The 23,934-nt window shown below is 52.5% G+C and carries 21 protein-coding genes; 15 read left to right on the top strand and 6 right to left on the bottom strand.

The window, feature by feature from the left end; genetic code table 11:
• Positions 1 to 12: 12 nt before the first annotated feature.
• The 3 genes from DFP95_RS21860 (at position 13) to DFP95_RS21850 (ending at position 4,378) form a co-directional block, all read left to right on the top strand.
• A complete protein-coding gene (locus DFP95_RS21860) occupies positions 13 to 2,364 on the top strand; it encodes a helix-turn-helix domain-containing protein (RefSeq protein ID WP_245987843.1) in 2,352 nt (783 codons plus the stop codon).
• 35 nt (positions 2,365 to 2,399) lie between these two features.
• Complete coding sequence (locus DFP95_RS21855; protein ID WP_115994822.1) at positions 2,400 to 4,028, top strand: extracellular solute-binding protein; 1,629 nt, start codon at positions 2,400 to 2,402, stop codon at positions 4,026 to 4,028.
• 62 nt (positions 4,029 to 4,090) lie between these two features.
• Complete coding sequence (locus tag DFP95_RS21850) at positions 4,091 to 4,378, top strand: hypothetical protein (protein ID WP_115994821.1); 288 nt, start codon at positions 4,091 to 4,093, stop codon at positions 4,376 to 4,378.
• A 91-nt stretch (positions 4,379 to 4,469) separates the two neighbouring features.
• On the opposite strand, the gene DFP95_RS21845 is transcribed toward DFP95_RS21850, so the two are convergent.
• Positions 4,470 to 5,549, bottom strand: coding sequence for a family 43 glycosylhydrolase (locus DFP95_RS21845; protein ID WP_115994820.1), 1,080 nt, complete (start codon positions 5,547 to 5,549; stop codon positions 4,470 to 4,472).
• A gap of 219 nt (positions 5,550 to 5,768) precedes the next feature.
• Between DFP95_RS21845 and DFP95_RS21840 the strand changes: the two genes are divergently transcribed.
• Positions 5,769 to 6,863, top strand: coding sequence for a threonine aldolase family protein (locus DFP95_RS21840; RefSeq protein ID WP_115994819.1), 1,095 nt, complete (start codon positions 5,769 to 5,771; stop codon positions 6,861 to 6,863).
• On the opposite strand, the gene DFP95_RS21835 is transcribed toward DFP95_RS21840, so the two are convergent.
• From DFP95_RS21835 to DFP95_RS21815, 5 genes are all read right to left on the bottom strand, one after another.
• Entirely contained in the window at positions 6,853 to 7,437 is a 585-nt protein-coding gene (locus tag DFP95_RS21835; RefSeq protein ID WP_115994818.1) for a hypothetical protein, read from the bottom strand. The two genes, DFP95_RS21840 and DFP95_RS21835, sit on opposite strands and share 11 nt — an antisense overlap.
• A gap of 75 nt (positions 7,438 to 7,512) precedes the next feature.
• Positions 7,513 to 8,307 (bottom strand): carboxylesterase family protein, encoded by a 795-nt coding sequence (locus DFP95_RS21830; RefSeq protein ID WP_115994817.1) that lies wholly within the window; start codon positions 8,305 to 8,307, stop codon positions 7,513 to 7,515.
• A gap of 202 nt (positions 8,308 to 8,509) precedes the next feature.
• Complete coding sequence (locus DFP95_RS21825; RefSeq protein WP_115994816.1) at positions 8,510 to 10,084, bottom strand: histidine kinase N-terminal 7TM domain-containing diguanylate cyclase; 1,575 nt, start codon at positions 10,082 to 10,084, stop codon at positions 8,510 to 8,512.
• A gap of 520 nt (positions 10,085 to 10,604) precedes the next feature.
• Positions 10,605 to 11,303, bottom strand: coding sequence for a metal-dependent hydrolase (locus tag DFP95_RS21820; protein WP_115994815.1), 699 nt, complete (start codon positions 11,301 to 11,303; stop codon positions 10,605 to 10,607).
• A gap of 72 nt (positions 11,304 to 11,375) precedes the next feature.
• The gene (locus DFP95_RS21815; protein WP_115994814.1) at positions 11,376 to 11,972 is read right to left on the bottom strand and encodes an NAD(P)H-dependent oxidoreductase; all 597 of its coding nucleotides are present in this window, start codon (positions 11,970 to 11,972) and stop codon (positions 11,376 to 11,378) included.
• A gap of 174 nt (positions 11,973 to 12,146) precedes the next feature.
• On the opposite strand from DFP95_RS21815, the gene DFP95_RS21810 reads away from it, so the two are divergent.
• The 11 genes from DFP95_RS21810 to DFP95_RS21760 all read left to right on the top strand — a co-directional run bounded on the left by DFP95_RS21810 (position 12,147) and on the right by DFP95_RS21760 (position 23,928).
• The gene (locus DFP95_RS21810) at positions 12,147 to 13,160 is read left to right on the top strand and encodes an AraC family transcriptional regulator (protein ID WP_245987841.1); all 1,014 of its coding nucleotides are present in this window, start codon (positions 12,147 to 12,149) and stop codon (positions 13,158 to 13,160) included.
• Between the two features lie 250 nt (positions 13,161 to 13,410).
• Positions 13,411 to 15,291 (top strand): molecular chaperone HtpG, encoded by a 1,881-nt coding sequence (htpG, locus tag DFP95_RS21805; RefSeq protein ID WP_115994813.1) that lies wholly within the window; start codon positions 13,411 to 13,413, stop codon positions 15,289 to 15,291.
• A 353-nt stretch (positions 15,292 to 15,644) separates the two neighbouring features.
• Positions 15,645 to 16,424, top strand: a complete 780-nt coding sequence (locus DFP95_RS21800; RefSeq protein WP_115994812.1) for an ABC transporter ATP-binding protein — start codon at positions 15,645 to 15,647, stop codon at positions 16,422 to 16,424.
• Position 16,425: 1 nt separating this feature from the next.
• Complete coding sequence (locus DFP95_RS21795; RefSeq protein WP_115994811.1) at positions 16,426 to 17,289, top strand: ABC transporter permease; 864 nt, start codon at positions 16,426 to 16,428, stop codon at positions 17,287 to 17,289.
• A gap of 178 nt (positions 17,290 to 17,467) precedes the next feature.
• The gene (locus DFP95_RS21790; protein ID WP_115994810.1) at positions 17,468 to 18,625 is read left to right on the top strand and encodes an ABC transporter substrate-binding protein; all 1,158 of its coding nucleotides are present in this window, start codon (positions 17,468 to 17,470) and stop codon (positions 18,623 to 18,625) included.
• Between the two features lie 42 nt (positions 18,626 to 18,667).
• A complete protein-coding gene (locus tag DFP95_RS21785) occupies positions 18,668 to 19,732 on the top strand; it encodes an LLM class flavin-dependent oxidoreductase (protein WP_115994809.1) in 1,065 nt (354 codons plus the stop codon).
• Between the two features lie 44 nt (positions 19,733 to 19,776).
• The gene (locus DFP95_RS21780; RefSeq protein ID WP_115994808.1) at positions 19,777 to 20,406 is read left to right on the top strand and encodes a cysteine hydrolase family protein; all 630 of its coding nucleotides are present in this window, start codon (positions 19,777 to 19,779) and stop codon (positions 20,404 to 20,406) included.
• 3 nt (positions 20,407 to 20,409) lie between these two features.
• Entirely contained in the window at positions 20,410 to 21,729 is a 1,320-nt protein-coding gene (locus tag DFP95_RS21775; protein ID WP_220376434.1) for a zinc-binding metallopeptidase family protein, read from the top strand.
• A 50-nt stretch (positions 21,730 to 21,779) separates the two neighbouring features.
• Positions 21,780 to 22,283, top strand: a complete 504-nt coding sequence (locus tag DFP95_RS21770; protein ID WP_115994807.1) for a flavin reductase family protein — start codon at positions 21,780 to 21,782, stop codon at positions 22,281 to 22,283.
• A complete protein-coding gene (locus tag DFP95_RS21765; protein ID WP_115994806.1) occupies positions 22,283 to 22,807 on the top strand; it encodes an NAD(P)H-dependent oxidoreductase in 525 nt (174 codons plus the stop codon). Before DFP95_RS21770 ends, DFP95_RS21765 begins: the two co-directional genes overlap by 1 nt.
• Before the next feature lie 14 nt (positions 22,808 to 22,821).
• On the top strand, positions 22,822 to 23,928 hold the full coding sequence (locus DFP95_RS21760; protein ID WP_181907559.1) for a TetR/AcrR family transcriptional regulator: 1,107 nt from the start codon (positions 22,822 to 22,824) through the stop codon (positions 23,926 to 23,928).
• The last annotated feature ends 6 nt before the right edge of the window (positions 23,929 to 23,934 follow it).

Below are 23,934 nucleotides of genomic sequence, written 5' to 3'. Positions count from 1 at the left end.
GGAGCGCTCGATTTGAAGATTCGATTGTTGTGGCAGAAACGGAAAAGCATCGTCTTTGCTTGGCTTATTTCCTATAGCGTCGTTCTGCTGGTGATGACGATGATCAGCTTGATCGTCTATGCGCAGTCGAGCAAAGCGCTCAAGAGCGAAATTCACCGGGCAAACGATTCGTTGCTGAAGCAGGCCCGGTATACGATCGATACGCAGATCGATTTAATGAAGCGTCTGAATATGGAAATCACTTGGAACGCGAAGCTGCAAAGCTTGATGTATTCGACCCTGTCTTCCGGAGACGCGCAATATTCCGCCTATCAATTGGTGAAGGATCTATTGACCTATCAGACCTCGTATGCCACGATCGACGAGTTCTACGTGACATGGGAGCAGGAAGATTCCCTGTTGAGACCCGGCAACGTACGCGATTTGGAAACCGCTTTCAACACGATTCATAATACGGGCGAGATCGGCTACGAGCAATGGATGCGGACGATTAACGAATCGGAGAGCAATCGGTTTCTGTTGCTCCCCCGCCTGGATTCGACGGCTTCCCGAACTTCGATCGCCTATTTAACGCATTTGCCCAAAGATTTGAACGGTAATCGAACGGGGACGGTCGTCGTGATGACCGATATGGTTCGGTTTCAGGAGGCGGTCGAGAGCATCTCGGATTTCAGCGGGGGTCAGGTGCTTATTCTGAATAAGGACAACGAGGTACTGCTGTCCAATCTGCCGGTATCGGTCGACCAGGATCGCATTGTCGAGCAGCTCTCGGCCGGCGATGGGTCGATGCTCTCATCCGCCGGGGAAGGCGGCTCGGAGCTGTTCGCCATATCGTCGTCCGTCTCCGATTTGAAGTACGCGCTTGTTATTCCCAGCAACGTTTATTGGGAGAAAGCCGAGTATGTTCGGAAGTTCACCTATATCAGCATTATGATCAGCCTGATCGGCGCAGGCGTGCTGACTTGGTTTTTCATGCGCCGCAACTATTCTCCGATTCAGCAGCTCGTACGGTCTTTGTCGGACAAGAACGGGGAGCGTTCGGAAATCAACGAGCTGAGCTTCATCCAAAAAGCGATATCCCAGACTCGCAACGAGAAGGAGCACATCGCGCTGCAGCTGCAATTGCATCAGCATGCCTTGCGTTCCAATATGCTCAATCGATTGCTGAAGGGAAAGCCCGACTCGCCCGTTCCTTACGAGGAAGCGTTCAAATCATTCGACATGAAGCTGCTTTCGGATCGATTCGCGGTCATTTTGTTCATGGTGGAGAACGACGAGAGCCTATCCTCCAAGCTGTCCGGCATCGATGGAAACGAACGGCGCAAGCTGGTACAGTTTATCATTACGAACGTCGTGGAGGAGCTGACCGGCCGATATCAGCATGCGGGCTACGTAGCGGAGATTGACGATATGATGGTCTGCTTGGTCAATTTCTCGGAAGAGGAAACGCGGAGCTTCAAAGAAGATATACGCGACATCGCCATGGAAGCGCAGTCGTTTCTGCTCCGATTTCAGATGGATCTGACCATATCGATAGGCGGCATTCACTTTTCATTAGTAGGAATTGCCCAGGCTTATCAAGAAGCGGTCGACGCGATGGAATACAAGATGGTGCTCGGCAAGCGGGAGATCATAACCTATGACGAAATTCGAATCGATCCGGCGGACAACCCGCGGTTCGGTTATTATTATCCGCTCCAACTGGAGCAGCAGATTATCAATTGGATCAAAATCGGCGACTTCGGCCAGGCTTCCCAATCCATGAGCGATATCACGCGACGCAACTTCGATAAGCCGATCGTGTCGCTTACGCTGGCCAGATGCTTGATCTTTAATCTCGTCGGAACGATGGTGAAAGCCATTAACGAGCTTGGGGAAGGGGAGGGCGGCGTTCTGGGGGACAATCCGCTATGGATGGATAAGATCCTCGCGTGCGATACGATACAGGAGATGCAGCTTGAACTGTTCGGCTTACTCGAGGAAGTATGCGCATTCGCGGCTGCGATGGTAGAGAAGAACGTTTCCTATGAGCGAGCGGAATCTCTGCGCGACCTGGTGGAGAAGGTGTCTCGCCATATCGAGGAGCATTACGACGATTCGAGCTTAAACGTGAATACGATCGGGGAGCGCTTCGACTTGAAAGGCAGCTACTTATCGAAATTGTTCAAAACGCAGAAAGGCGAAGGCTTGCTCGATTACATCAATAAGTTCCGTATCGATCAGGCGAAGCGAATGATCAAATGCAGGCAGGATTCCATTGCCGAAGTGGCTAAGCATGTCGGGTACAACGAAGTTGCGACCTTCATCCGCGTTTTCAAGAAATACGAGGGGATTACGCCCGGCAAATTCAAGGAAATGATTTGATCCGATCGGAACGACAATCGACTTGGGGGGATTGGATGAGAACGAAAACGAATCGGTCGGCCATCGTTCCGCTTCTTCTCATTGTCGCTCTGTTATTATCCTGCTCGAAATCGAATTCGAATGACCATCTATCCGAGCAAGCCGGAAGCGGGAGCTCCGCGGAGTCTTCGGATCGGACGTCAGCCGATCCCGTTGCCGGGAAACTGACGTATTGGAGCGAATTGAACGGCAACGCGGCCAGCATTAAGCCCAGCTTCAAAGAGGTTCCCTTCTTTCAGGAGTGGCAAAGTCGTACGGGAGGCAGTCTGAGCTTCATTCAGCCGCCTGCTAATCAAGCTAAAGAAGCTATGAACGTCATGCTCGCTTCAGGAGATTTGCCCGATATGATGGAGTTCGAGTGGGACAAGTTTCCGGGAGGTCCGGAAAAGGCCATCGCCGACGGCTATATTTTGCGACTGAACGATGTCATCGAGCGCTATGCTCCTAATTTGAGAAAATACTTGGACGAGCATCCCGAGATCGACAAGCAGGTCAAAACCGGCGCCGGCAGCTACTATGTGTTTCCGTTCATTCGCGGGGACGATCTGCTGCGTACGTATCAGGGGCCTATTATCCGCAAGGATTGGCTTGACGAGCTGGGATTGCGGATACCCGAGACGATCGACGATTGGTATGCGGTTCTGAAGGCGTTCAAAGAACGCAAGGGCGCCGAAGCGCCGCTTACCTTTCTCGGTATGCCCAGTCCGTTATTCGGAGTGGAAGGAGGCGCCTTCGTAGGTGCATTCGGCATCAAGAAAGGATTCTATTTGGATGAGGGACAAGTCGAATTCGGGCCAATGGAGCCGGAATACAAGTCTTTCCTGGCCTTGTTCCGGAAGTGGTATGCCGAAGGGCTGCTCGACAGAAATATCGCGACGGTCGATACGAAAACGCTGGATGCAAACATGATCTCGGGAAGAAGCGGAGCAAGCGTGTGGAACGCCGGAGCGGGAATCGGAACGTGGCAGCCGTTCGTGCGCGAGGAGGAGCCCGACGCGCAATTCGTTCCCGCGCCGTACCCCGTCCTGAACAGAGGCGAGAGACCGAAATTCGGGCAGAGAAGCTACGAATACGTCGGAACGGGCGGCGTTGCGATATCCGCCAAGAGCCCTAACGTCGAAGCGGCTGCCAGAATGCTGGATTACGGCTACGGCCCGGAAGGGCACTTGCTGTTCAACTTCGGCATCGAGGGATTAAGCTACGAGATGAAGGACGGTTATCCCGCATACACCGACCTGATCCTGCGAAATCCGGATAAGCTGGCGCCTTCGCAAGCGCTCGCGATGTATACGCGGGCGAGTTATTTCGGTCCTTTCGTTCAGGACATTCGTTACTTGGAGCAGTACTACGTACTGCCGGAGCAGAAGGATGCGATCCGCGTGTGGTCCGATACGGATGCCGATCTGCATATGCTGTCCCAGGTTCCCAAGACGGAACAAGACAGCGCGGAGTTTTCGGCCATCATGCAGGATGTCGGAACGCTCGTGGACGAGATGTCGCTGAAGATTATTTTCGGCATCGAGCCGCTGGATAGCTTCGAGGATTACGTCGCCCGGATTCGGGAGCTTAGAATCGAACGCGCCATCGAAATTCAGGAAACCGCCCTCGACAGCTTGTCGCACTGATTGAAAAACCGAAAATACGTCCAATAGGTTTTAGATTCTATCTGCACAGGAGGCGATGGGAAATGCTGAAGGCAGTGGATGTCAACTTGGACGCGGACGAGATGGTGCTTAAGATCGAGAAGGAAACCGAGCCGACGCACATCGGGTACAACAAGCTGGACCGGTTGGTGATGGTGAAGGAGCCCGTTCGAAAGCTGCTTCGGACGATCGAGGTTAAAGGAATCGAAGTCCACGCCCGCGGGCTGGAGGAGCCGATCGTTATCATCAGCAGCAAGGTCGGAGATTTCGACCGGGTAGAGGATTACTTGCTTAAGGTGGCAGAGAAATACGACGTCGAGGTTTCTTCGTAACTTGGCGGACGCAAGTACTGGTATCGTTAAACTCAACCCCTGCGACGGCGGAAGCCGATGCAGGGGTTATTTCATGTTTCCGATCTTCATATTAATCCGTCCAAACCGGACCGGCTTGTCGCTCCTTGCTCGGAACTTGATCCTTGATCGTCGGCCAACCGTCGACCCAGCGGATCGGATCGATCATGAGAGGACGGCGAGTCGCTTCGTTGGTCAGCAACGGATCGGAGGTGTCGATGGCGTGGTAGACGATCCAATCGGTTCCCGAATCGTCGCGAATGATGGAGTTATGGCCCGGCCCGACGAATCGTCCGGCATTGCCGTCTTCCTCGTTCGCACTCTCACCATGCAAGATCACCGTTCCAGAGGCCTCCTTGATATCTCTGTCCTCGGCATCGAGATAAGGACCGGCGAGCGATTCGGATCTCCCTACGCTGACTAGGTACATGCTGTCTTTTCCCGCGCAACAGGAGCCGATGGAACCGAAGAAGTAATAATAAGTTCCGCGTTTTACGATATAGGGCCCTTCGAAATCCTTCCCCGCGATTTGGAACTTCTCTCCTTGGTAGGAGAGTCCGTCGGCGCTTAAACGGATTCCGAATATACCGTTGAAGCTGCCCCAGAATAAATACGGCGTTCCGTCCTCTTCGACGTACAGCATCGGGTCGATGGAATTTTCCACTCCGATTTCATCGCTTTCGAGCAATTTACCCTTATCTTCGAACGGGCCCGTTGGAGCATCGGAAACGGCTACCCCGATCCCCGGATTCTGATCTCCCCAATCGGATATCGAATAATACAAATAATATTTTCCGTTGAAGAAGCTGATATCGGGTGCCCAAATTCCGCCGTCCTTCTTCCAATCGGGCCTCGTCGCGAAAGCATCTCCGACGTAATCCCACTTTACGAGATCGGCGGATTTCACGATGGGTACGAGCTTGCTTTTCTCCCCCGCATTCCACTCGTCTTCCGTTCCGTAAGCATAGAAGAAACCATCTTCGCCTCTAACGATGGAAGGATCGGCCAAGACGGGCTCGAAAACCGGGTTGGCGTATGCGTTCTTCATCTCCCCCCGGAAGTTCTTGTTCGGAATAGCCCAAGCAACGAGGGCTAGGAGGATAAGAATCAAGAGCGCGGAGAGAGTATTGACCCTTTTTCCGTTCAACGGCATCGGTTATCCACCTCCTTTTTTAGTGGTGTTGAGTTGCTCACAGAAGAGAAAAGCGCTTACATTTCATTATACTTCGAGGAGGTCAGACCTTGTAGAACCGTGCTACAGGAGTTTGACCTTGATTTTATCGGCGATACAGGTGCGACGGGCATCGGATTCCTCGTCATGGTAAAATGATGGGTAGTAAAGAGGTCGCTAGGTCTCGATGGGAGAAACATCATGCAAAAATACATATCATTATCCGAGGCGTATAAAAGCGTCGCCTATCCGACGATCGGACACGGCAAACGGAACGTTCAAGTATTGAAAGAAGCATTGGAACAATTCGAAGGAGATCTCGACAGCGATATGTACGGTTCGGGAGCGGTCATCGAGCAATTCCAAGAACGGATGGCGCAATTGCTCGGCAAACCTGCGGCGGTGTTCTTCCCGTCCGGAACGATGGCGCAACAGATCGCTCTCCGTATTTGGTGCGATGAGGCGGGATCGCGGAAAGTGGCGTATCACCCGTTGTCGCATTTGGAGATTCACGAGAAGGACGGGATGAAGGAGCTCCACCATCTGGAGCCCGTTCTTCTGGCGGATAAGACCCGGCCGGTGCTTTTATCGGACGTGCTGAGCCTGAAGGAAGACATCGCCTGCTTGCTGCTGGAGCTGCCTCAACGAGAGATCGGCGGACAGCTGCCGGAGTATGAGGAGTTGGAAGCGATATCCGCGTTATGCCGGGAGAAGGGCATCAAGCTTCATCTGGATGGAGCAAGGCTGTTCGAGATTCTCCCGTACTACGGCAAATCGGCGGAAGAGATCTGCCGGCTCTTCGACAGCGTATATATTTCGTTCTACAAAGGACTCGGAGGAGTCGCCGGAGCGATTCTGGCGGGGGAGAGCGATTTCACGGAGCAATCGAAAACCTGGAAAAGACGCCATGGCGGAGATTTGATCAGCTTGTATCCCTATATCCTGAGCGCGGATTATTATATGAAGCTGAGACTTCCGAAGATGGAGCGGTATTACAAGGAAGCGATCGAAATGGCGGCGATGTACAATCAATGCCATGCGGTCTATACGATTCCGGAGGTGCCGGTATCGAATATGTTCCATGTACACGTGGACTTGCCGAAGGAGGAGTTAGAACGGATTCTTATCGACGTAAGCGAATTAACGGACATTGGATTTGCGGGATATATTACGGAGAAAGACGATAAGGGCTGCGTATTCGAGGTCAATATCGGAGATCGTTATGCGTCTCTCCCTCAGGAGAAGCTGAGGGAGGCATTTGCCTTACTCGACGAAAAATTGTCCGTTAAGGACTGAATTTCCGGCGATGGCGGATAATTCTGATGACGACTGCGCCGCCTACGATGATTGTCGCCGTAATCGCAATGATCGAGAAGACGACCTTGCCGGAATCGTTGTCGGCCGGAGGATATCCCTCGCCGAGAACGGCCAACTCGTTAGAGGCATCTGCAAGAGGCTTCGTCATGCTGCATAGATTCGTTTCCATGGATTTGGAATTCAAGGAAGCGGAAACGATATATTCCGTGCCTTTGAGATATTCCACGCCGCAGCTGTCTGAACCCAATGCGGTGTACACGATCGTTTGACGCCCAATATTGCCCTTCCATACTTCGGATACCTTGAAGGTCACTTTAACCGGATCGGCTGTTGGCCGGATGATTCTAAACCAAGACGGAGGCGTGATCTTCTGTACCGTGCCGGCGAAGATCGCGGATCTATAATCGAGCTCTGCTTTCACCTGCTTCTCGGGGGACTCCGGAGCCGCGCAGGAGCAAGCGTAGGCGGATTGGGGCTCTAGCAGAAGGTCGGCCCCGAATAAGATTGCCATACCGAGAAGACACGCGAAGATTTTATTCATCCAGTTGCCCATCAAGACCACCTCGGATAGTTAGACGTCTAGGAGGGGCTGTCGGTTGCCATTTTTTTCATAATAAATTGTCCGGAATTACAAGGAGTGCGTCAACAACCAATCGTAAAGATCGGAATTCGAGTAAGTATCGGTCCAAGAATCGTGACCTCGCCGAGGGTAGACGGTGAAGTTTACTTCCGTATTGCCCGCCTTGCGAACGGCGTCTACGGCGGCTTGATGATCGGCTAACGGCATGGAGTCGTCGCCTTCGTTATGGAATGCCCAAATGGGAGTATGGACTAACTTCAAAACGTAGGATGAAGAGATTTTGCCTGCGGCAATGGGTGCGATAGCGGCGAATTTCTCCGGATATAATCCGGCCAAAGCCCATGTGCCTACGCCGCCGTAACTGAAACCGGTCAAGTAGACGCGAGAAGGGTCGACCCTATACTGGTCGGATACTTCATTGATTAATTTTATGACTTCGGTTCCCGGAGAGTCCCAGCCCCTTTCCCTATGCGGCGATAGCGTAAGCATAGGCAGTCGTTGCGTGACCGCCGCTTTCGCGACAAGGCCGTTTTTGAGGCTGGAATAAGCGCTCCCGTAACCGTTCAGCATGACGATCAGCGGCCACTTTTTGTCCTGTTCGGATTCATAACCTATAGGAATCGTGAGTACGTAGGGCAAGCCTTCCCGATCTCCTTCGATAACCGAGACTACTTCTTCTGCAGGAGAGCTCCGTTCTTCGCTCGCCAAAGCTTGCTTCGTTGGGTTGGTTTCCATGCTTCCATTGCCGGCATTCCCGTTGTTGCTGCAAGCCACCCCAACGAACATAAGCATCGTAACCAAAGCGACGATAGCCCGTAATCGATTTAACGGTTCAGAGAACATTGCCGACTCCTCCTTGAGTGGGTTAACCGTGGAATTCAGCTTTCATTGTAGCGATGCGCGGATCGGTTTACCATGTGCGTACCTACCTAGATTAGGCGCATTATCGCGGGAGTTGGTTTTCGATCCTAACCTAACGAAAATACCGCCGGATGACCCAGGACGTTCCTGGTCATCCGGCGGTATTTATATTCTCGAGATAGGGTTAGCGTAATGCGTGCCGCGAAAGGGGATGTTGCGCCAATCCGACGCGATTACGACCGCTTCTCTTGGCTTCGTATAGAGCGGCATCCGCGTCGCGGAGCAGGTGCTGGAGCGATTGACCGTCCTCCGAGGACTGCGAGACGCCGAAGCTGGAGGTTACGACGATCTGCCCGTGACTCGTAACCAAAGGCGTGCCTTCCAGCTTAGCTCTAATCGATTCAGCAATCGCTCCGGCTTCCTGAAGGGTGGAATTGGGCAAAGCCAGAACGAATTCCTCGCCGCCATAGCGGGCGAACAGCATGTCCGCGTTAATGATCTGCTGGCAGACGGTTACGACGTGCACGATGACTTGGTCACCCGTATCGTGCCCGTACGTGTCGTTGACCTGCTTAAAGGAATCGATGTCGAACAGAATGAACGACGTAGGCTCTTTTCGATCGCTGCCTTCCCTCAGAATCTCTTTACTGCGCTTAAGGAATTGCGTTCGATTGTAGATTTTGGTCATGCCGTCGTAATAAGCGAGCATGGTCAGTTGCTCCTGAAGCAACTTCTGTTCCGTTACGTCGATCAGCATAAGCAGACTTCCCGCCTGTTCGCCGCCGCGGCTACGAACGACGGAGGAGCGGATCTGGTAGTAAGCCGGCGACCCGTCTTCCTTCTCGACGACTGCTTCCTGCGCTTGATCCGGGCTATATACGTCGGGATAAGGCGATCCGGTCAAGCCGGGCCAGCTTTCCTCCAGCTTGGTTCCGATCAACCCGGCGTTAAGCCCGGGTAGCATTCTGCCCACGGCGCCGTTGAAATCGATAAGACGCCCCGCGTAGTCCAGCACGATTACGCCTTCTCTCATGCTCTCGAATATGCTCTCCTTGGCGATCGGAACGATCGTTAGCATTCGCGTCGTAGCGATGGCCCATATGTACATCCCGGACGTGATGCACATGACGAACGGCACCGGGTCCGTTCCGCTTGGCGTTATTCCCATCAAGTAGACGAAGGCGGCTATCATCGGAAGGAATTGTCCGCAGATTAGCGTCGCTAGCTGCTTGCGGTAGGCTCTCTTTGTTTTCCTCCACTGGCTGGCAAGCAACACCACTCCCGCCAGCAAGCTGCCGAAAGTGAACGCCCCGTGCACGATATACCATTCTCCGATGGTCACTTCGGTAAAGGGGCCGGGAATTCCGTCTCTGAACTCAATCGTCTTATAGAACAAATGATGGTAGTCGTTCGTAGACACCATAATCATCGTTATAACGGGAATGACGAACAGGGAGGCGGCCAACGAGCGCGAGATCGGCCGGTCGATGTATCGCAGGATAACGATAATGCCGAGTACCGGCGCGAAAGAAATGCCCACGTATTCCACGATAGTCCATCGTTTGATCTCTACGATCGTATCGCTGGATAGCTGGAAGGCGTATGCAAAAATATAAATAGTTTGTACGGCCAAATAGACGATGAAAGTACGCGATCCCGGAATTTCTTTTCTCTTGAAATAAGCGTAAAAAGCCAGAAAAGAGCAGAGCACTCCGGATGTCGCAATCAACGAAATATACATCGTAAGCTGGGATCCCATAATGTTCGTTCCCCATTATTATGTAATATGATTGTTTGTCGCCGCTTTCCATTTGTCCAAAAACGCGATAAATGTCGATTAACTCCATCCTAACACATAAAGCTCAAACTGCACTACGGGAAGCAAGTTCGTTAACTCCGCCCCCGCCGAGCACCATGCGCCGAATTAACGAAGCAAGTTAGCTAACTCCGCCCCCGCCGAGCACCATGCGCCGAATTAACGAAGCAAGTTAGCTAACTCCGCCCCCGCCGAGCACCACCGTAGAGACAGAGATAGTCCGATATCGTTACCATCTCGGCTCGATTCGACGGCAGAGACCAGAGATAGTCCGATATCGTTACCATCTCGGCTAGATTCGACTGCAGAGACCAGAGATAGTCCGATATCGTTACTAGCTCGGTTCCTAGCCAGTAGCTGCGGTATGCTAAATCAGCTCGATTTTACTACCATAAATGAAATAAAACCCAACAAAGAGCCCTAAGGTTCTTTGTTGGGTTTTATTGGGGAATCCGCGATGTAATTACTTCGATTCTATTTCCAGAGAGTCTCCTGGCGCCATGACTTTGCCTTTCAGACCCCGTTCTTCCAGTTGCTTCACGAATAGATCGGCATCCTGTTTAATCAACGGGAAAGTATTATGGTGCACCGGAATCACGAGCTTCGCGTTATACCATTCCGCGGCTTGAAGCGCGTCCTCGGGACCCATCGTGTAATGGTCCCCGATAGGAAGGAATACGACGTCGATCGGATGGCGTTCGCCGATCAGCTTCATATCGCTGAACAAGGAAGTGTCGCCCGCGTGCAGGATCGTCAAGCCTTCGGCGAATATGAGGTAGCCGGCGGGCATTCCCGCGTACAAAATTTGTTTGGTAGCCTCGTCCACGATTCCAGAGCTATGGAAGGCTTGGACCATCTTCGCCTTAGCGAAGCCGAGATCATAGGTTCCCCCCATGTTCATTCCAACCGTTTCGACGCCTTGCCAGCTCATGTAGGCAGCGAGCTCCACGATGGACACGACGGGAACGCCGTTGGCTTTGGCGATTGGCGCTGCGTCCAGAATGTGATCCATATGGGCGTGAGTCAATAATACGGCATCCACCTTAACGTCTTCGGGCTTGACTACGGCCAGAGCGTTGCCGCTGAGGAACGGGTCGATAATAAGAGATTTGCCGCCTGTATGGAGTTGAATGCAGGAATGGCCGTGATAAGTGATTTTCATCGTGGAATCTCTCCTCCTATTTCGTATTTCTCCTCTAATAATGACGGATTTCCGAACGCGAATCAATTCCGGTTATTTTGTCGGTGTACCTTCTTTGAAACCCAGACTTTCTATCTTCCGTAGCCACTTGGTTCTTGACTCTGCCGACTTCGTTTTAACGGTTCCAATCTCGGTGATTTTAACCGGCGTGATTCCGCAAAATTGCAGAACCCCGCGCCTCATGACGTGATGACCGGATCTTCTTAGGACGAGGCGATAATACCAAGGCGGCGAATCCATCGTCACGATCAAACGTGCCGTCTTGCCTTTCAGAAGTTTCTTGACGAGGAGGGAATCCGGTCGGGATTGGAACGCGAAGCCGGGCAAGAAAACACGGTCGATGAATCCTTTAAGAAGGGCCGGCATCGTCCCCCACCAGTTGGGATAGACGAAGACGAGATGATCCGCCCAACGAATCGTCTCTTGCGCGGAGATCAAATCGGGCTCCAGATCGGTGCGTTTATGGTAGCCGTATTTCAAGTTGGGATCGAAACCGATTCGCCCGAGATCAAGTACGCGCACCTCCGCGCCGTTGCCGGCTGCCCCTCTCGCGTAAGCTTGGGCCAGGGAGTTGCAGTAGCTTTCCGGATAAGGGTGGCCTATGATGAGGGCTATTTTACTGGTTGTCATATATTGTTCCTCCTTCGTTATTTGACGCGCTGCATGGAACACCGTAGGACGACTCCACTTTGGGTGAGGTCCGTGATATGATCTCAATAAAGCAATCATAAGCCTGCTGGCGACGCGAACAAATGATTAAAAACGCGAGAGAATTGATCATTCGCGCAAGGAAGGAGGGGCAGAGTGGACGACAACGGCGTTTCCGTGTCTATGTTGTTTCCCGTAATGAAGACAATGGCCAAGGCCGGCCGCGATTGGGCGGAATTCTGCGCTTACGCGAATATCGACGCGAGTTTGTTCCGCAACGCGGAAGCTCGCATCGGGCAAGGGGAGTTCGAGAAGGTCATCAAAGCTGCCGCCGGATATACGGGAAATGAACTGTTCGGGCTGCACCAGGGCTTGAGCATGAGCATCTCCGATCTCGGAGTGCTCGGGTACGTAATGCTGCATTCCGAGAAGCTGGCAAACGCGCTGGCCGCCTACCGGAAATATAACTTCATCGTCTGCAGCGGCTTCAATGCCGACCTCAAAATTCAAGGGAAAGACGCCGTCATTTCCTTGTTCATCGGCAATTCGGAGGGCTTGCCTAACCGACATTGCATCGAGGACATGACCGTTTCCTTCTATCAAATCATGTTGGGATTATGCTGCAGGCCGCTCCCCATTCAAGCCGTACATTTCATGCATGCTCCTCCTTCGGCTCGCGTGGAGGAATATTCGGACATATTCGGGGTTGCTCCGACCTTCAATCAAGAGTCGAACGCGTTGGTTTTCCGTAAAGAAGCGCTCGATTATGCGGTCGTCGGTTCGGATGAGCGGCTTTTCGGCGTTTTCAAGGCTTTGGCGGAGGAAGTAAGGGGGCGGCTGACTCGGGGCTCCGACTTGGCTAACAAGCTGAGCCGGTGGATTCTCGAAAGCATGCCGTCCCGTTTTCCGACCTTGCGAGAAGCTGCCCGGGAATTGCTGATGAGCGCAAGGACGCTGCAGTCCCGACTGAAGACGGAGAATACGTCCTACAACCGGCTCGCCAACGAAGTGAGGAAGGAGCTAGCCATTCGTTACTTGGCGCAACCCGAATATTCGGTGGGAGAGATTGCCTATTTATTGCATTTCTCCGAACCGAGCGCTTTTCAGACCGCATTTCGAAAATGGACGGATGCGACTCCGAGAGAGTACAGGCAACGAGTCTTAACTTAATGCCGACTAATCTCAGTAGGACTCCGTATTCACTCCGTTAATGGCGCTGATAACACTCTTACGCCAGTTTTTGTTTTTCCATATTGACATCGTCCTACTATAAATGATAAATAATAAGTGTTGGCACTCGCGGGCTAAGAGTGCTAAACTTAGCGATAACTACTTATTGTGCGACTTCTGCCAAGCGACTCGATCGCGGTCAGTCGTCTCCATAATCATTAAGGCTCCATACATCGAAAGGAGATTTACCATGGCTAAGCAGCAGTTCAAAGCGGAATCCAAGAGATTATTGGAAATGATGATTAATTCCATTTACACGCAACGGGAAATTTTTCTTCGGGAACTCGTATCCAATGCCAGCGACGCGATCGATAAGATATACTACAAAGCTCTTACGGACGATCGCCTGGTTTTCGACAAAGACAGCTATTTTATTAAAGTGACCGCGGACAAAGAGAATAGAACGCTAACGATCCGCGATACCGGAATCGGAATGACGAAGGAAGATCTGGAGAACAACCTCGGAATCATCGCCAAGAGCGGCTCGCTGGCGTTCAAGAAAGAGAACGAATCCAAAGACGGACATGATATCATCGGCCAATTCGGAGTCGGTTTCTATTCGGCATTCATGGTCGCGGACGTTGTTACCGTCATCAGTAAAGCTTTGGACGGAGACGGCGCGTACAAGTGGGAATCCACCGGCGCTGACGGATACACCATCGAACCTGTCGAGAAGGATTCGGTAGGCACGGAAGTCATCCTGAAGATCAAAGACAACACGGAGGACGATAGCTACGACGAATTCCTCGAGGAGTATCGTCTGAAGTCGATCATCAAGAAGTACTCCGATTTTATCCGTTATCCGATCAAGATGGATATGAAGAGCTCTCGTCGCAAGGAAGGCAGCGACACCGAGTTCGAAGAATACGAGGAAGAGCAAACGGTCAACAGCCTCGTGCCGATCTGGAAAAAGAACAAGAGCGAGCTGACGGCGGACGATTACGAGAAATTTTACTCCGAGAAGCACTACGGCTTCGACAAGCCGCTTAAGCATATTCACATTAGCGTCGACGGCGCGGTAAGATACCATTCCATTCTATTCATTCCGGAGAGCATGCCTTTCGATTATTACTCCAAGGAATTCGAGAAGGGATTGGAGCTTTACTCTAACGGCGTTCTCATCATGAACAAGTGCGCGGATCTGCTTCCCGATTACTTCAGCTTCGTGAAGGGGATGGTCGATTCCGAGGACCTGTCCCTGAATATCTCGCGGGAAATGCTGCAGCATGATCGCCAGCTGAAGCTCATCGCGAAGAACATCCAAAGCAAGATCAAAGGCCAGCTTCAGAGCTTGCTGAAGGACGAGCGCGAGAAATACGAAACGTTCTACAAAGCGTTCGGCAGACAGCTGAAATTCGGCATCTACAACGATTACGGCACGCATAAGGACGTTCTTCAAGACTTGCTCCTGTTCTACTCTTCCAAGGAGAAAAAGCTGGTCACGCTGGACGAATACGTCTTGAGAATGCCGGAAGATCAGAAGTATATTTACTACGCGTCCGGGGAGTCGAACGAGCGTATCGAGAAGTTGCCTCAGACGGAGATGGTGTCCGATAAGGGCTACGAGATTCTGTACTTCACCGACGATATCGATGAATTCGCGATCAAGATGCTGATGACCTACAAGGAAAAGGAATTCAAATCCGTATCGAGCGGCGATCTGGGCATCGAAGCCGACGAGAAGGACAAGGAAGCGGAATCCGAGTCGAACGACAGCAAGGAATTATTCGACTCGATGACGGAGTTCCTGTCCGGCAAAGTAAAGAACGTCAGAGCTTCCAAGAGGCTGAGAAGCCATCCGGTATGTCTCACCACCGAAGGCGACGTGACGATCGAGATGGAGAAAATTCTAAACGCGATGCCGAACAATCCGAACGTGAAGGCCGATAAGGTATTGGAAATCAACGTGAACCACGCGGTGTTCCAATCGCTTAAGGATGCGCACGAGAAGGATAAAGAGAAGCTGAACCTGTATACGAGCTTGCTCTATAACCAAGCGCTTCTTATCGAAGGTCTGCCGATCCAGGATCCGGTCGAATTCACGAACGACATCTGCAAGGTTATGGTTTAATCCGACAATTAAATAGATCCGGAAAGCCGTTCTTAGGGTTGTTTCTGACCTTGAGAGCGGCTTTTTTGCGTTAAATTAATGTAACATTAATGTAATATATCCGTGCGTGTACATAACATTTAATTAAAAGACACTAATGATTTAGTTAGTTTTATGCACTTTTCCTGACGCAATCCACTGTAAATAAGTATAAAACGACATAAATTTTATTTAAATGTTAGCTATGTTGACACATAATTAGGTGTGTGTTAAATTTTTAACCAAGAAGTTTAACTAAACGATAAAACAATTAATTATCTGGTTAAAACGTAGGCGGGCCCATAACAAAAATACAATCAGAGTGGTGATCTCACATGACCTACATCACGGTTAATCGAATTTCCAAGAAGTTTAAGCGACGGGATCAAATCACGGAAGCGTTGAGAGACGTGGGCATCGAAATCGAGCAAGGAACGTTCGTCAGCTTGATCGGACCGAGCGGTTGCGGCAAATCGACGTTGCTCCGAATTATCGGAGGCTTGGAAACGGCGGATGACGGCGATATAAGGGTCGGAGGGGTCACGCCGATCGAGGCGCAATCCGATAAGCAATTCGGATTCGTGCCGCAAGCCCCGGCATTGTTTCCTTGGCGGACGGTCATCGAGAATATGCGGCTGCCGTTCGAGGTCAATCGTAAAGGCGGGCGTCAGACCCCGGAACAGAGCGAAGAGGCGAAGGAGCTGCTCAGATCCGTCGGGCTGGGAGAGTTCCTGGACGCTTACCCGAAGGAGTTGTCGGGAGGAATGCAGCAGCGGGTAGGCATTGTCCGGGCATTCGCTTCCGGAGCTCCGATACTGCTCATGGACGAGCCGTTCTCGGCATTGGACGAAATAACGCGGGAAATGATTCGCTACCAGCTAGTGGAGATATGGGAGAAGCACAAGAAAACCGTCGTGTTCGTAACCCATAGCATTCGGGAGGCCGTATTCCTCTCGGATAAGATCGTGGTGATGTCGAATCGGCCGGGCAGAATTTCCGAAATCGTCGACGTCGATCTGCCAAGACCAAGGTCGCACGAATTAGAGGAAACGAGCGAATATCAACGTTACGTTCACCATATCAAAGGATTGTTGAGAGAAAGGTGGGAGCAATGAAATGTCTTCTACTGAGAACGCAATGGAAAACAGAGTGTCCGCGTCTCCTCGCGGTAAGGCGGTGCCGAGGGTGAAGCTCGGAAAGCTGTTCGGAAGCGAAGGGAATTGGAGCCATTACATTCAGCCCGCGCTCGCCTTTATCGTCTTGTTCGGTACATGGGAGCTTGTCGTACGGATATTCAACGTCAATCCGCTCACGCTACCCGCGCCGTCGGGGGTTCTGAAAGTATTATTCTCGGATTTTGGATTTTACTTGGAGCATGCGGGCGTGACGTTGAAAGAAGCGGTTATCGGATTTTCCGTCGGGACGTTCGTGGCGTTGATCGGCGGCGTGCTGATGTCCCATTCCAGGTTTCTGGAGCGAACGCTGCTACCGATCGCCGTGCTGGCTAGCGTCACGCCTATCGTCGCCATCGCTCCGCTACTTATCATCTGGTTCGGTTTCGGGGCGTTGCCGAAAATCATCATCGCGGCGATCATCACCTTCTTCCCGATGCTGGTCAACTCCATCACGGGATTCCGTTCGATCGATCAGAACAACTACGAATACTTGCGCTCCCTTCATGCGAACAAGCTGGAGATTTTCTTGAAGCTCAGACTTCCCAACAGTCTCCCTTACTTATTCTCCGCTTCCAAGACTTGCATCAGCCTAAGCGTCATCGGCGCGGTAGTGGCGGAATGGAGCGGCTCCGACAAGGGGCTGGGCAACCTCATTCAGATGTTCAGCAACTATATGCAGATGGAGAAAATGTTCGCGGCGATTCTGATGCTCGCGGTCATGGGCATCGTTCTAACGACGCTTGTTCGTTTTATCGAGCAACGGGCCCTCTATTGGCATAGCTCCACGAATAAACGCAACGGATAACAACTCTCCCCTGTCAGTCAGCAGCTTGCGAGACTCCTCTTTTAAGGTGGTGGTGTCGTTCGGCGTTACGCCGTAGGACAAGCGTTATGAGTAACGATCGCTTTCAACGAAGCTTGGAATTTAACGATCATCTTTACCATCGCCCAATATGTCCATCAGAGGATAGGAGAATGTAACCATGCTGACAAAGAGAAGAAGAAAACACGCGGTACTGGCTTCCATGCTGACTTTGGTTTTGATCTTGGTAACGGCTTGCGGCAACAATAACTCGAATTCCTCTCCTTCGTCGACGCCGAGCGCTTCCGCGTCGGAAAGCCCGGCAGCTGCTTCAAGCGGCGGTGCTTCCGAGGCTCCTCCCGCGGGTATCGACTGGGCAGCTCGCAAAGCCGCGAACCAAGCGGCGGGTACTATCCGATACACGACGGGTTACTATTTCGCGGCGTCCTCGCCGGACGTGCAGACCGTTATGGCGGACGAGCTTGGCTACTTCGAACAGCTCGGACTGGACGTAGACATTCAGCCCGGACTCGATTCCCAGGGCATGAAATTTCTGGCTGCCGGACAAGCGCAGTTCTCCAGCGCGGGTAACCCGAGCCTGGTTATCACTTCCGTGGAAAGCGGCGCGGAGATCAAAGGCGTAGCTTCATTCGGTTCGGTAGGCGTTAACGCTCTTATGGTTCTTGATGATTCCGATATTCACAGCCCTAAGGATTTAGTCGGCAAGACATTGGGCTACAAAGGCGCGATTCCTTCTTACGTCATTTCGATGCTGAACTCCGAAGGAGTTACCCGCGATCAGATCAAAGCGGTATCCGTCGGTTACGATCCTCGCATCTTGGACGGGAAGCAGCTCGATGCTCTAACGGTTTACAAGACGAACGAGCCGTACATTATGGAAAAAGCAGGAGTCAAAGTGCGTTTGATCGATCCCGGCGAATTCGACGGAGAGACTTCTTTCGGAGTCGTGGCGGTAAATTCCAAGTTCGCGACGGACAATCCGACGGCGGTTGAGGACTTCCTGAGGGCGTTGTCCAAGGCGCACGAATACGTGCTGCAGCATCCGGAGGAAGCGTTGAAAGTCATGGAATCGCGTTCGCAGTCCGGATACGATCTGGAAGCGGAAACGAACCGTTGGGCAGTGGAAAGCAAGCTGGTGCAGGATAACTTGCCGGAAGGTCACGGCGTGGCGTGGCAGACGGACGAGCAATGGCAGCGCGAGGTAGACATGCTGGTCAAGGCGGAAGTCATTAAGGCGCCGATCGCTCTCGATAAAGTTATGGATAACTCTTATATCGATTCCATTTACGAGGGCACGAACTTGATATGGCCCGAATAAAGATCATCTATCATTAAAAAAATCATTTGGAGTGGATGAAACATGAGCAGCAACGTGGATTACAACAAAATCGATTTCGGAGTGTTTCTTCCCATTTCGAACGGCGGATGGATCATATCGGATACGACTCCGAAAGTAGATGGCAGCTATGCGCAGAACCGGAGCGCGGCTATGTTGGCGGAAGAGATCGGCATGGATTTCATCATGTCGATGGCTAAGTGGAGGGGCTACGGCGGAAGGACGAACCATTGGGGGACATCGCTGGAATCGATGACGATGATGGCGGGATTGGCCGAAGCTACTTCCCGGGTGAAGGTGTACGCAACCGTGCATACGTTGCTCTATCATCCCGCCGTCGCGGCGAAAATGTTCGCGACGCTGGATCAGATCAGCAACGGCAGAATCGGAATGAACGTCGTATCCGGTTCGTTCTCCAAGGAATTTCGGCAGATGGGCATGTGGCCCGAGCACCTCGATCACGATGGGCGTTACGAGCTGGCCAAGGAATGGATGCAGTTAGTCAAACGCCTATGGAGCGAAGATCGCGTCGATCATCAAGGGGAATTCTTTCAACTGACGGATTGCATGTCATATCCGAAGCCGGTTCAGAAGCCTCGCCCGACCATTATTTGCGCGGGGCAATCGGATAAGGGCATGGGCTTTACGATCGACGAAGGAGACGCCTGCTTCATCGGCGGCAAGGATATCGCGGATTTGGCCAAGGTTAGCGCGAGAGCGAAGGAGCTAGCCCGCGAGCGTAACAAACCGATCAAGACATACGCTATGTTCGGTATCTATCCGGGCGAAACCGAAGAAGAAGCCAACGACAAGATGAAGCTCTACCAAGAAGGCGTGGATCGCGAAGCGATCATGGGCTTGCTGGAAAGCTACGGCATGGCCGTCGACGGAACGGAGACCTCAATCGCTGCCAGGGCGAAGACGGCGTTCATGTCGGAGCCGATATCCGGAACCGCGGATCAGATCACCCGGAAAATCAGGTACATCGTGGAAACGGCTAATTTGGACGGCATGATGCTGACGTTCCCGGACTACGACGCGGACATGCGCTTTTTCGGAGAGAAGGTACTTACGCAATTGCGCGGGTAACCGAATATATTCAGATGGATCGTTCATCGGATGGCGGGTGAAGGATGAATATCGTTGATATTCCCATAGAAGGCAATGCTTTAGTGCTGGTGGACGTGCAGATCGATTTCTGCTCGGCCGACGGGAAGGTCGGGGAATGGAATGCCGACCTTTCCGCGGTAGATCCCGCCGTGGACAGAATCGAACGATTGATCGCGGCGGCTCGGTCTCATCGCATTCCGATCATATTCATCGCGCTGATGACCGCTCCCGAGACGGATTCGCCGGCGATGTTGGACTGGTATGCGCGTCAGGGGCAAGATCTCTCGGGAGTCGCGATATGCAGGAAGGGGGAGCGGGGGTCGGATTTCTACCGGATTGCCCCCCTTCCCGGGGATAGCGTCGTTCACAAGCAACGCTACAGCGGATTCGTCGAGACGAATCTGGAATTGATCTTGAAGAGCAACGGAATCAAGAAAATCACGGTCACGGGATTTACGACGGAATGCTGCGTGGAATCGACCGTGAGGGACGGTTTCATGCGAGATTACGAGTGCTTCGTCGTCTCGGATGCCTGCGCGGCTTATTCGCCGGACATACACGAGGCTTCACTCAGGGCTATGGAACTGAACTTTTCCACTAACGTAACGACAGATCAGGTCGTCCGAAGCTGGGACACCGTAATTGGAGGTTAATAGATGATCGCTTTGAAGCCGAATAGTCCGATTACGAGTCTTGAAATTCAAGAGGTTGCCGATACGATCCGTCAAGCTATCGATAAGCAGGAATTGATCGATTTGATTCTAGAGCTAGGCAATATCCGCTCCGTCGCCGGATACGAGAAGGAAGCGGGAGAATACGTATACGAATGGATGAAGCGGGAGCAATTTACGCCGAAGAAGATCGGAATGGTTCCTGACCGCTTCAACGTCATCGGGCGTTACGGCGGACAAAATCCGACGCAAGGGAAAAATCTACTGTTCACGAGTCATCTGGACACCGAGTCGCCGCAATACAATTATCTCGATAGCTGGAAATATCGTCCGGGCTCGGTCGAACGTCCCGAGTGGCTGGAAGCGAAGCTCGAGAACGGCGTATTTTCCGGGAGACCGGTCGAGAACGATAGAGGACCGATGGCTTGCTTCCTGATCGGTGCCAAAGCATTGAAGAAAACGGGACTCCCGCTGGCGGGAACCTTGTACTTGACCGCATGTCCGGCCGAGATCGGCCCGGAGCACGTGGAGCAATTCCAAGGGCCGCAATATTTGGGCAAGGAAATCGGAGCTCAGTTCATGATGACTCACGGCGGCGTTGCCCCGGATTTCGCGATTGCCGCAGAAGGTACGGATTTCGGAATTTCGTGGGTATCGTGCGGACATGCCAATTTCCGGATCGACATTTACGGAGAAGACGTATTTACGCCTCTGCTCGAGCATCCGGCGGAGCTGCGCAAGCATCCGAGTCCACTTGTGCAGGTGGCCCCGTTAATAGAAGTCCTGCAACAATGGTGCATCGACTTCGAGAAGGATAACACCTATCATTCTCCCGGCGGAACCGCGGTGCCTAAAGTTCAAATCGGCGCGATTCGCGGCGGAGACCCGCACGTGATGGGAAGCGGCAGCGAAGTTTGCTCGGTCTATCTGGGGCTGACTCTCACTCCCGTGCAGAACATCGCGGACGTCCAACGCCAGCTTGAAGCGCTGATGGCCGCCGAAGGCTTCGACAGCAAGGTAGAGCCAATCGTTTACCGTCAAGGCTTCGAAGCCGACGAAGAGCAGGTCGGCGGACTGCATCGCGCGTTAAGCCAATCCAGCGTCTCGATCGGCAAAGGGGAGACGAAGCAAGGCCATCCGATTTATTCGAGCATGTGGCGAGACCATAACGTGTTCAATATGTACCATATCCCCGCCGTTACTTACGGTCCTAGCAGGTTCGGTCCGACGGTGGACGATATGATAGACGCCGCCGTCGTGTACGCGACTACCGCTTGGTTGATTTGCAACGGATTGGAAGGCTAAGCAGGGAATGGAAGAAAGCTTCTTTCTTTTTAGACAAGGAGGAATTAAAATTGGATTCAAAGACATGGAGAAGCGCAATGGGCAAGTTCGCGACGGGAATTACCGTCATTACGACCAGGGATGCCGAGGGGAAGCCGCAAGGGATGACCGTTAACGCTTTTACCTCGCTTTCCCTGGACCCTCCGATGCTGCTGGTTTGCTTGGATAACAAGAGCGCAACGCTTAAGCATATCTTGGAATCGAAGTCGTTTTGCGTTAATATTTTATCGGCAGATCAAGAAAACGTTTCCCGTTCCTTCGCGCGCAGGGGAGACGTGGACAAGTTCGAAGGCATTCCTTACCTGGAAGGCGTAGCCGGAGTTCCCGTTCTGGACGCTTGCTTGGCTTACGTGGTGTGCGGACTGCACAAGGCCGTTGAAGGCGGCGATCATCAGATTCTGCTGGGAGACGCTTTGCATTTGAACGTGCAGCAAGCGGATGCAACCCCTCTCGTATTCTACGGCGGCAAGTACGGCTATTTGACGGACAACCTCCCGCAGGGGGCGAGCGCCTAATGAAAATCACGGCCATCGTAGGCAATCCGAAAAGCCGCTCCAAAACTTACGCCATAGCGGGCGAGGTTCTCAAACGAATTAGCGAAGGCTTAACGTCGGAAGGCGAGACGGCGGACGAAGCGATCGTCGATCTCGCGGATTTCGCCCCTTCGTTGCTGGAGTGGGGGAACGCGGAGGTCATTCGCCAATTGGAGCGGGTAACCAGCTCCGACGTAGTTATATTCGCAAGTCCGACTTACAAAGCGACTTACACGGGGCTGCTGAAGCTATTCATCGATCAGCTTCCCCAACAAGCGCTTGCCAATATCGCCGCCATACCCGTCATGGTCGGCGGCTCGCCTCACCATAGTCTGGCAGTAGAGGCTTACTTACGCCCTCTGCTCGTCGAAACGGGCGCGGTCTGCCCGACTCGCGGATTGTACGTATTAGACTCCCAGATCGACGTTCTGCCGGCCGTAATAGGCGACTGGTACGAAACGTCGGCGTTGGCTCTTCGCAACGTCGTTCACGGCAAGGGGGCATGAGAGGAGCAAAACCGTTGGAAACCGAAAGCATAGACGAAGTCAAAACATCGGTTCAGCTACGAATTCTGAACGCGGCGGAGCAGATTTTCGCCAAGATCGGATTCGCGGGAAGCCGAATGAGCGAGATCGCGATTAAAGCGGGCGTCAACCAGGCGCTTATACACTATTATTTCGACTCCAAGGAAAAGCTGTACATGGAAGTGGTAACGAGGCTTTTCAAGCAATGGGAGTTTCACGTCAACGACATTCTGCTCGAGCAAGAAGCGCCGCAGGTATTGCTTCGCAAGTACATCAAGGAGCATTTCGAGCTGAAATGCAAGCTGCCTAACCTGTATAAAATCTATCATCGGGAGTCCTTGGAAGGCGGTAGTCTCTTCTCTAAGTACGCCTCGACCAAATGGACCATGGACACGGAAGAGAAGTCGCAAATTCTGGCTGCTTGGAAAAAAGAAGGCATCATTCAAGAACAGATGCACGAGCAAGTGCTCCTGCATTTGATATGGGGAATGATGAATCAATTCTACTATCGAAGCGCGGAAGATATGCGGGACGAGCTTAAGCTTCAAGGCACGTACGAGGAACTAAAAGACATCCTTGCCGATCAAATGATCCGATTGACGCTTTACGGGGTGCTTCCGCGAGACGAAACGGGTAAAAAGGGAACCTCGGAAGCCCGGGCGAACGACGGCTCGGCGAAAAGGGTGTACGTTCTTCTGCCGGCGGAGGTTAGATCGTCGCAGGGAAAAGGCGAAATCGAAGAGCTGCTCGACGGCTTTCGCATTCAGCACGGCATGGAGCTTCGCGTCTTCGAGCGGGAGGATGATTTTCTGGACCAATCGGGCCAGGACAACCCTCGTCTCGTCGTCGTATGCACGGCAACGAATTTCGGGGAGATTCCGGCTTCGACGCATGAATTGCTCGTGAGGCTCGAGCAAAATCCGGCTTGGATGGACAGCCGGTTCGTCGGAATATGGACCGTTCGGGACAAGCCGGCCGGAGAATCTCTTCAACGGACATTAGAGGAAGCGCTTAACCGAATCGGCGCTTACGCGGTAGCGCGGGTACCGGGCCAATCGGGCCGCGATTACGCGAGCCGCTGCGCTAAACTAGCAGAAATCTAGGTGGTC

Source organism: Cohnella lupini (assembly GCF_003386205.1).
GTDB lineage: Bacteria > Bacillota > Bacilli > Paenibacillales > Paenibacillaceae > Cohnella > Cohnella lupini.
The sequence above is the reverse complement of the archived record's forward strand: the minus strand, read 5'-3'. Positions and strand labels throughout refer to the sequence as shown.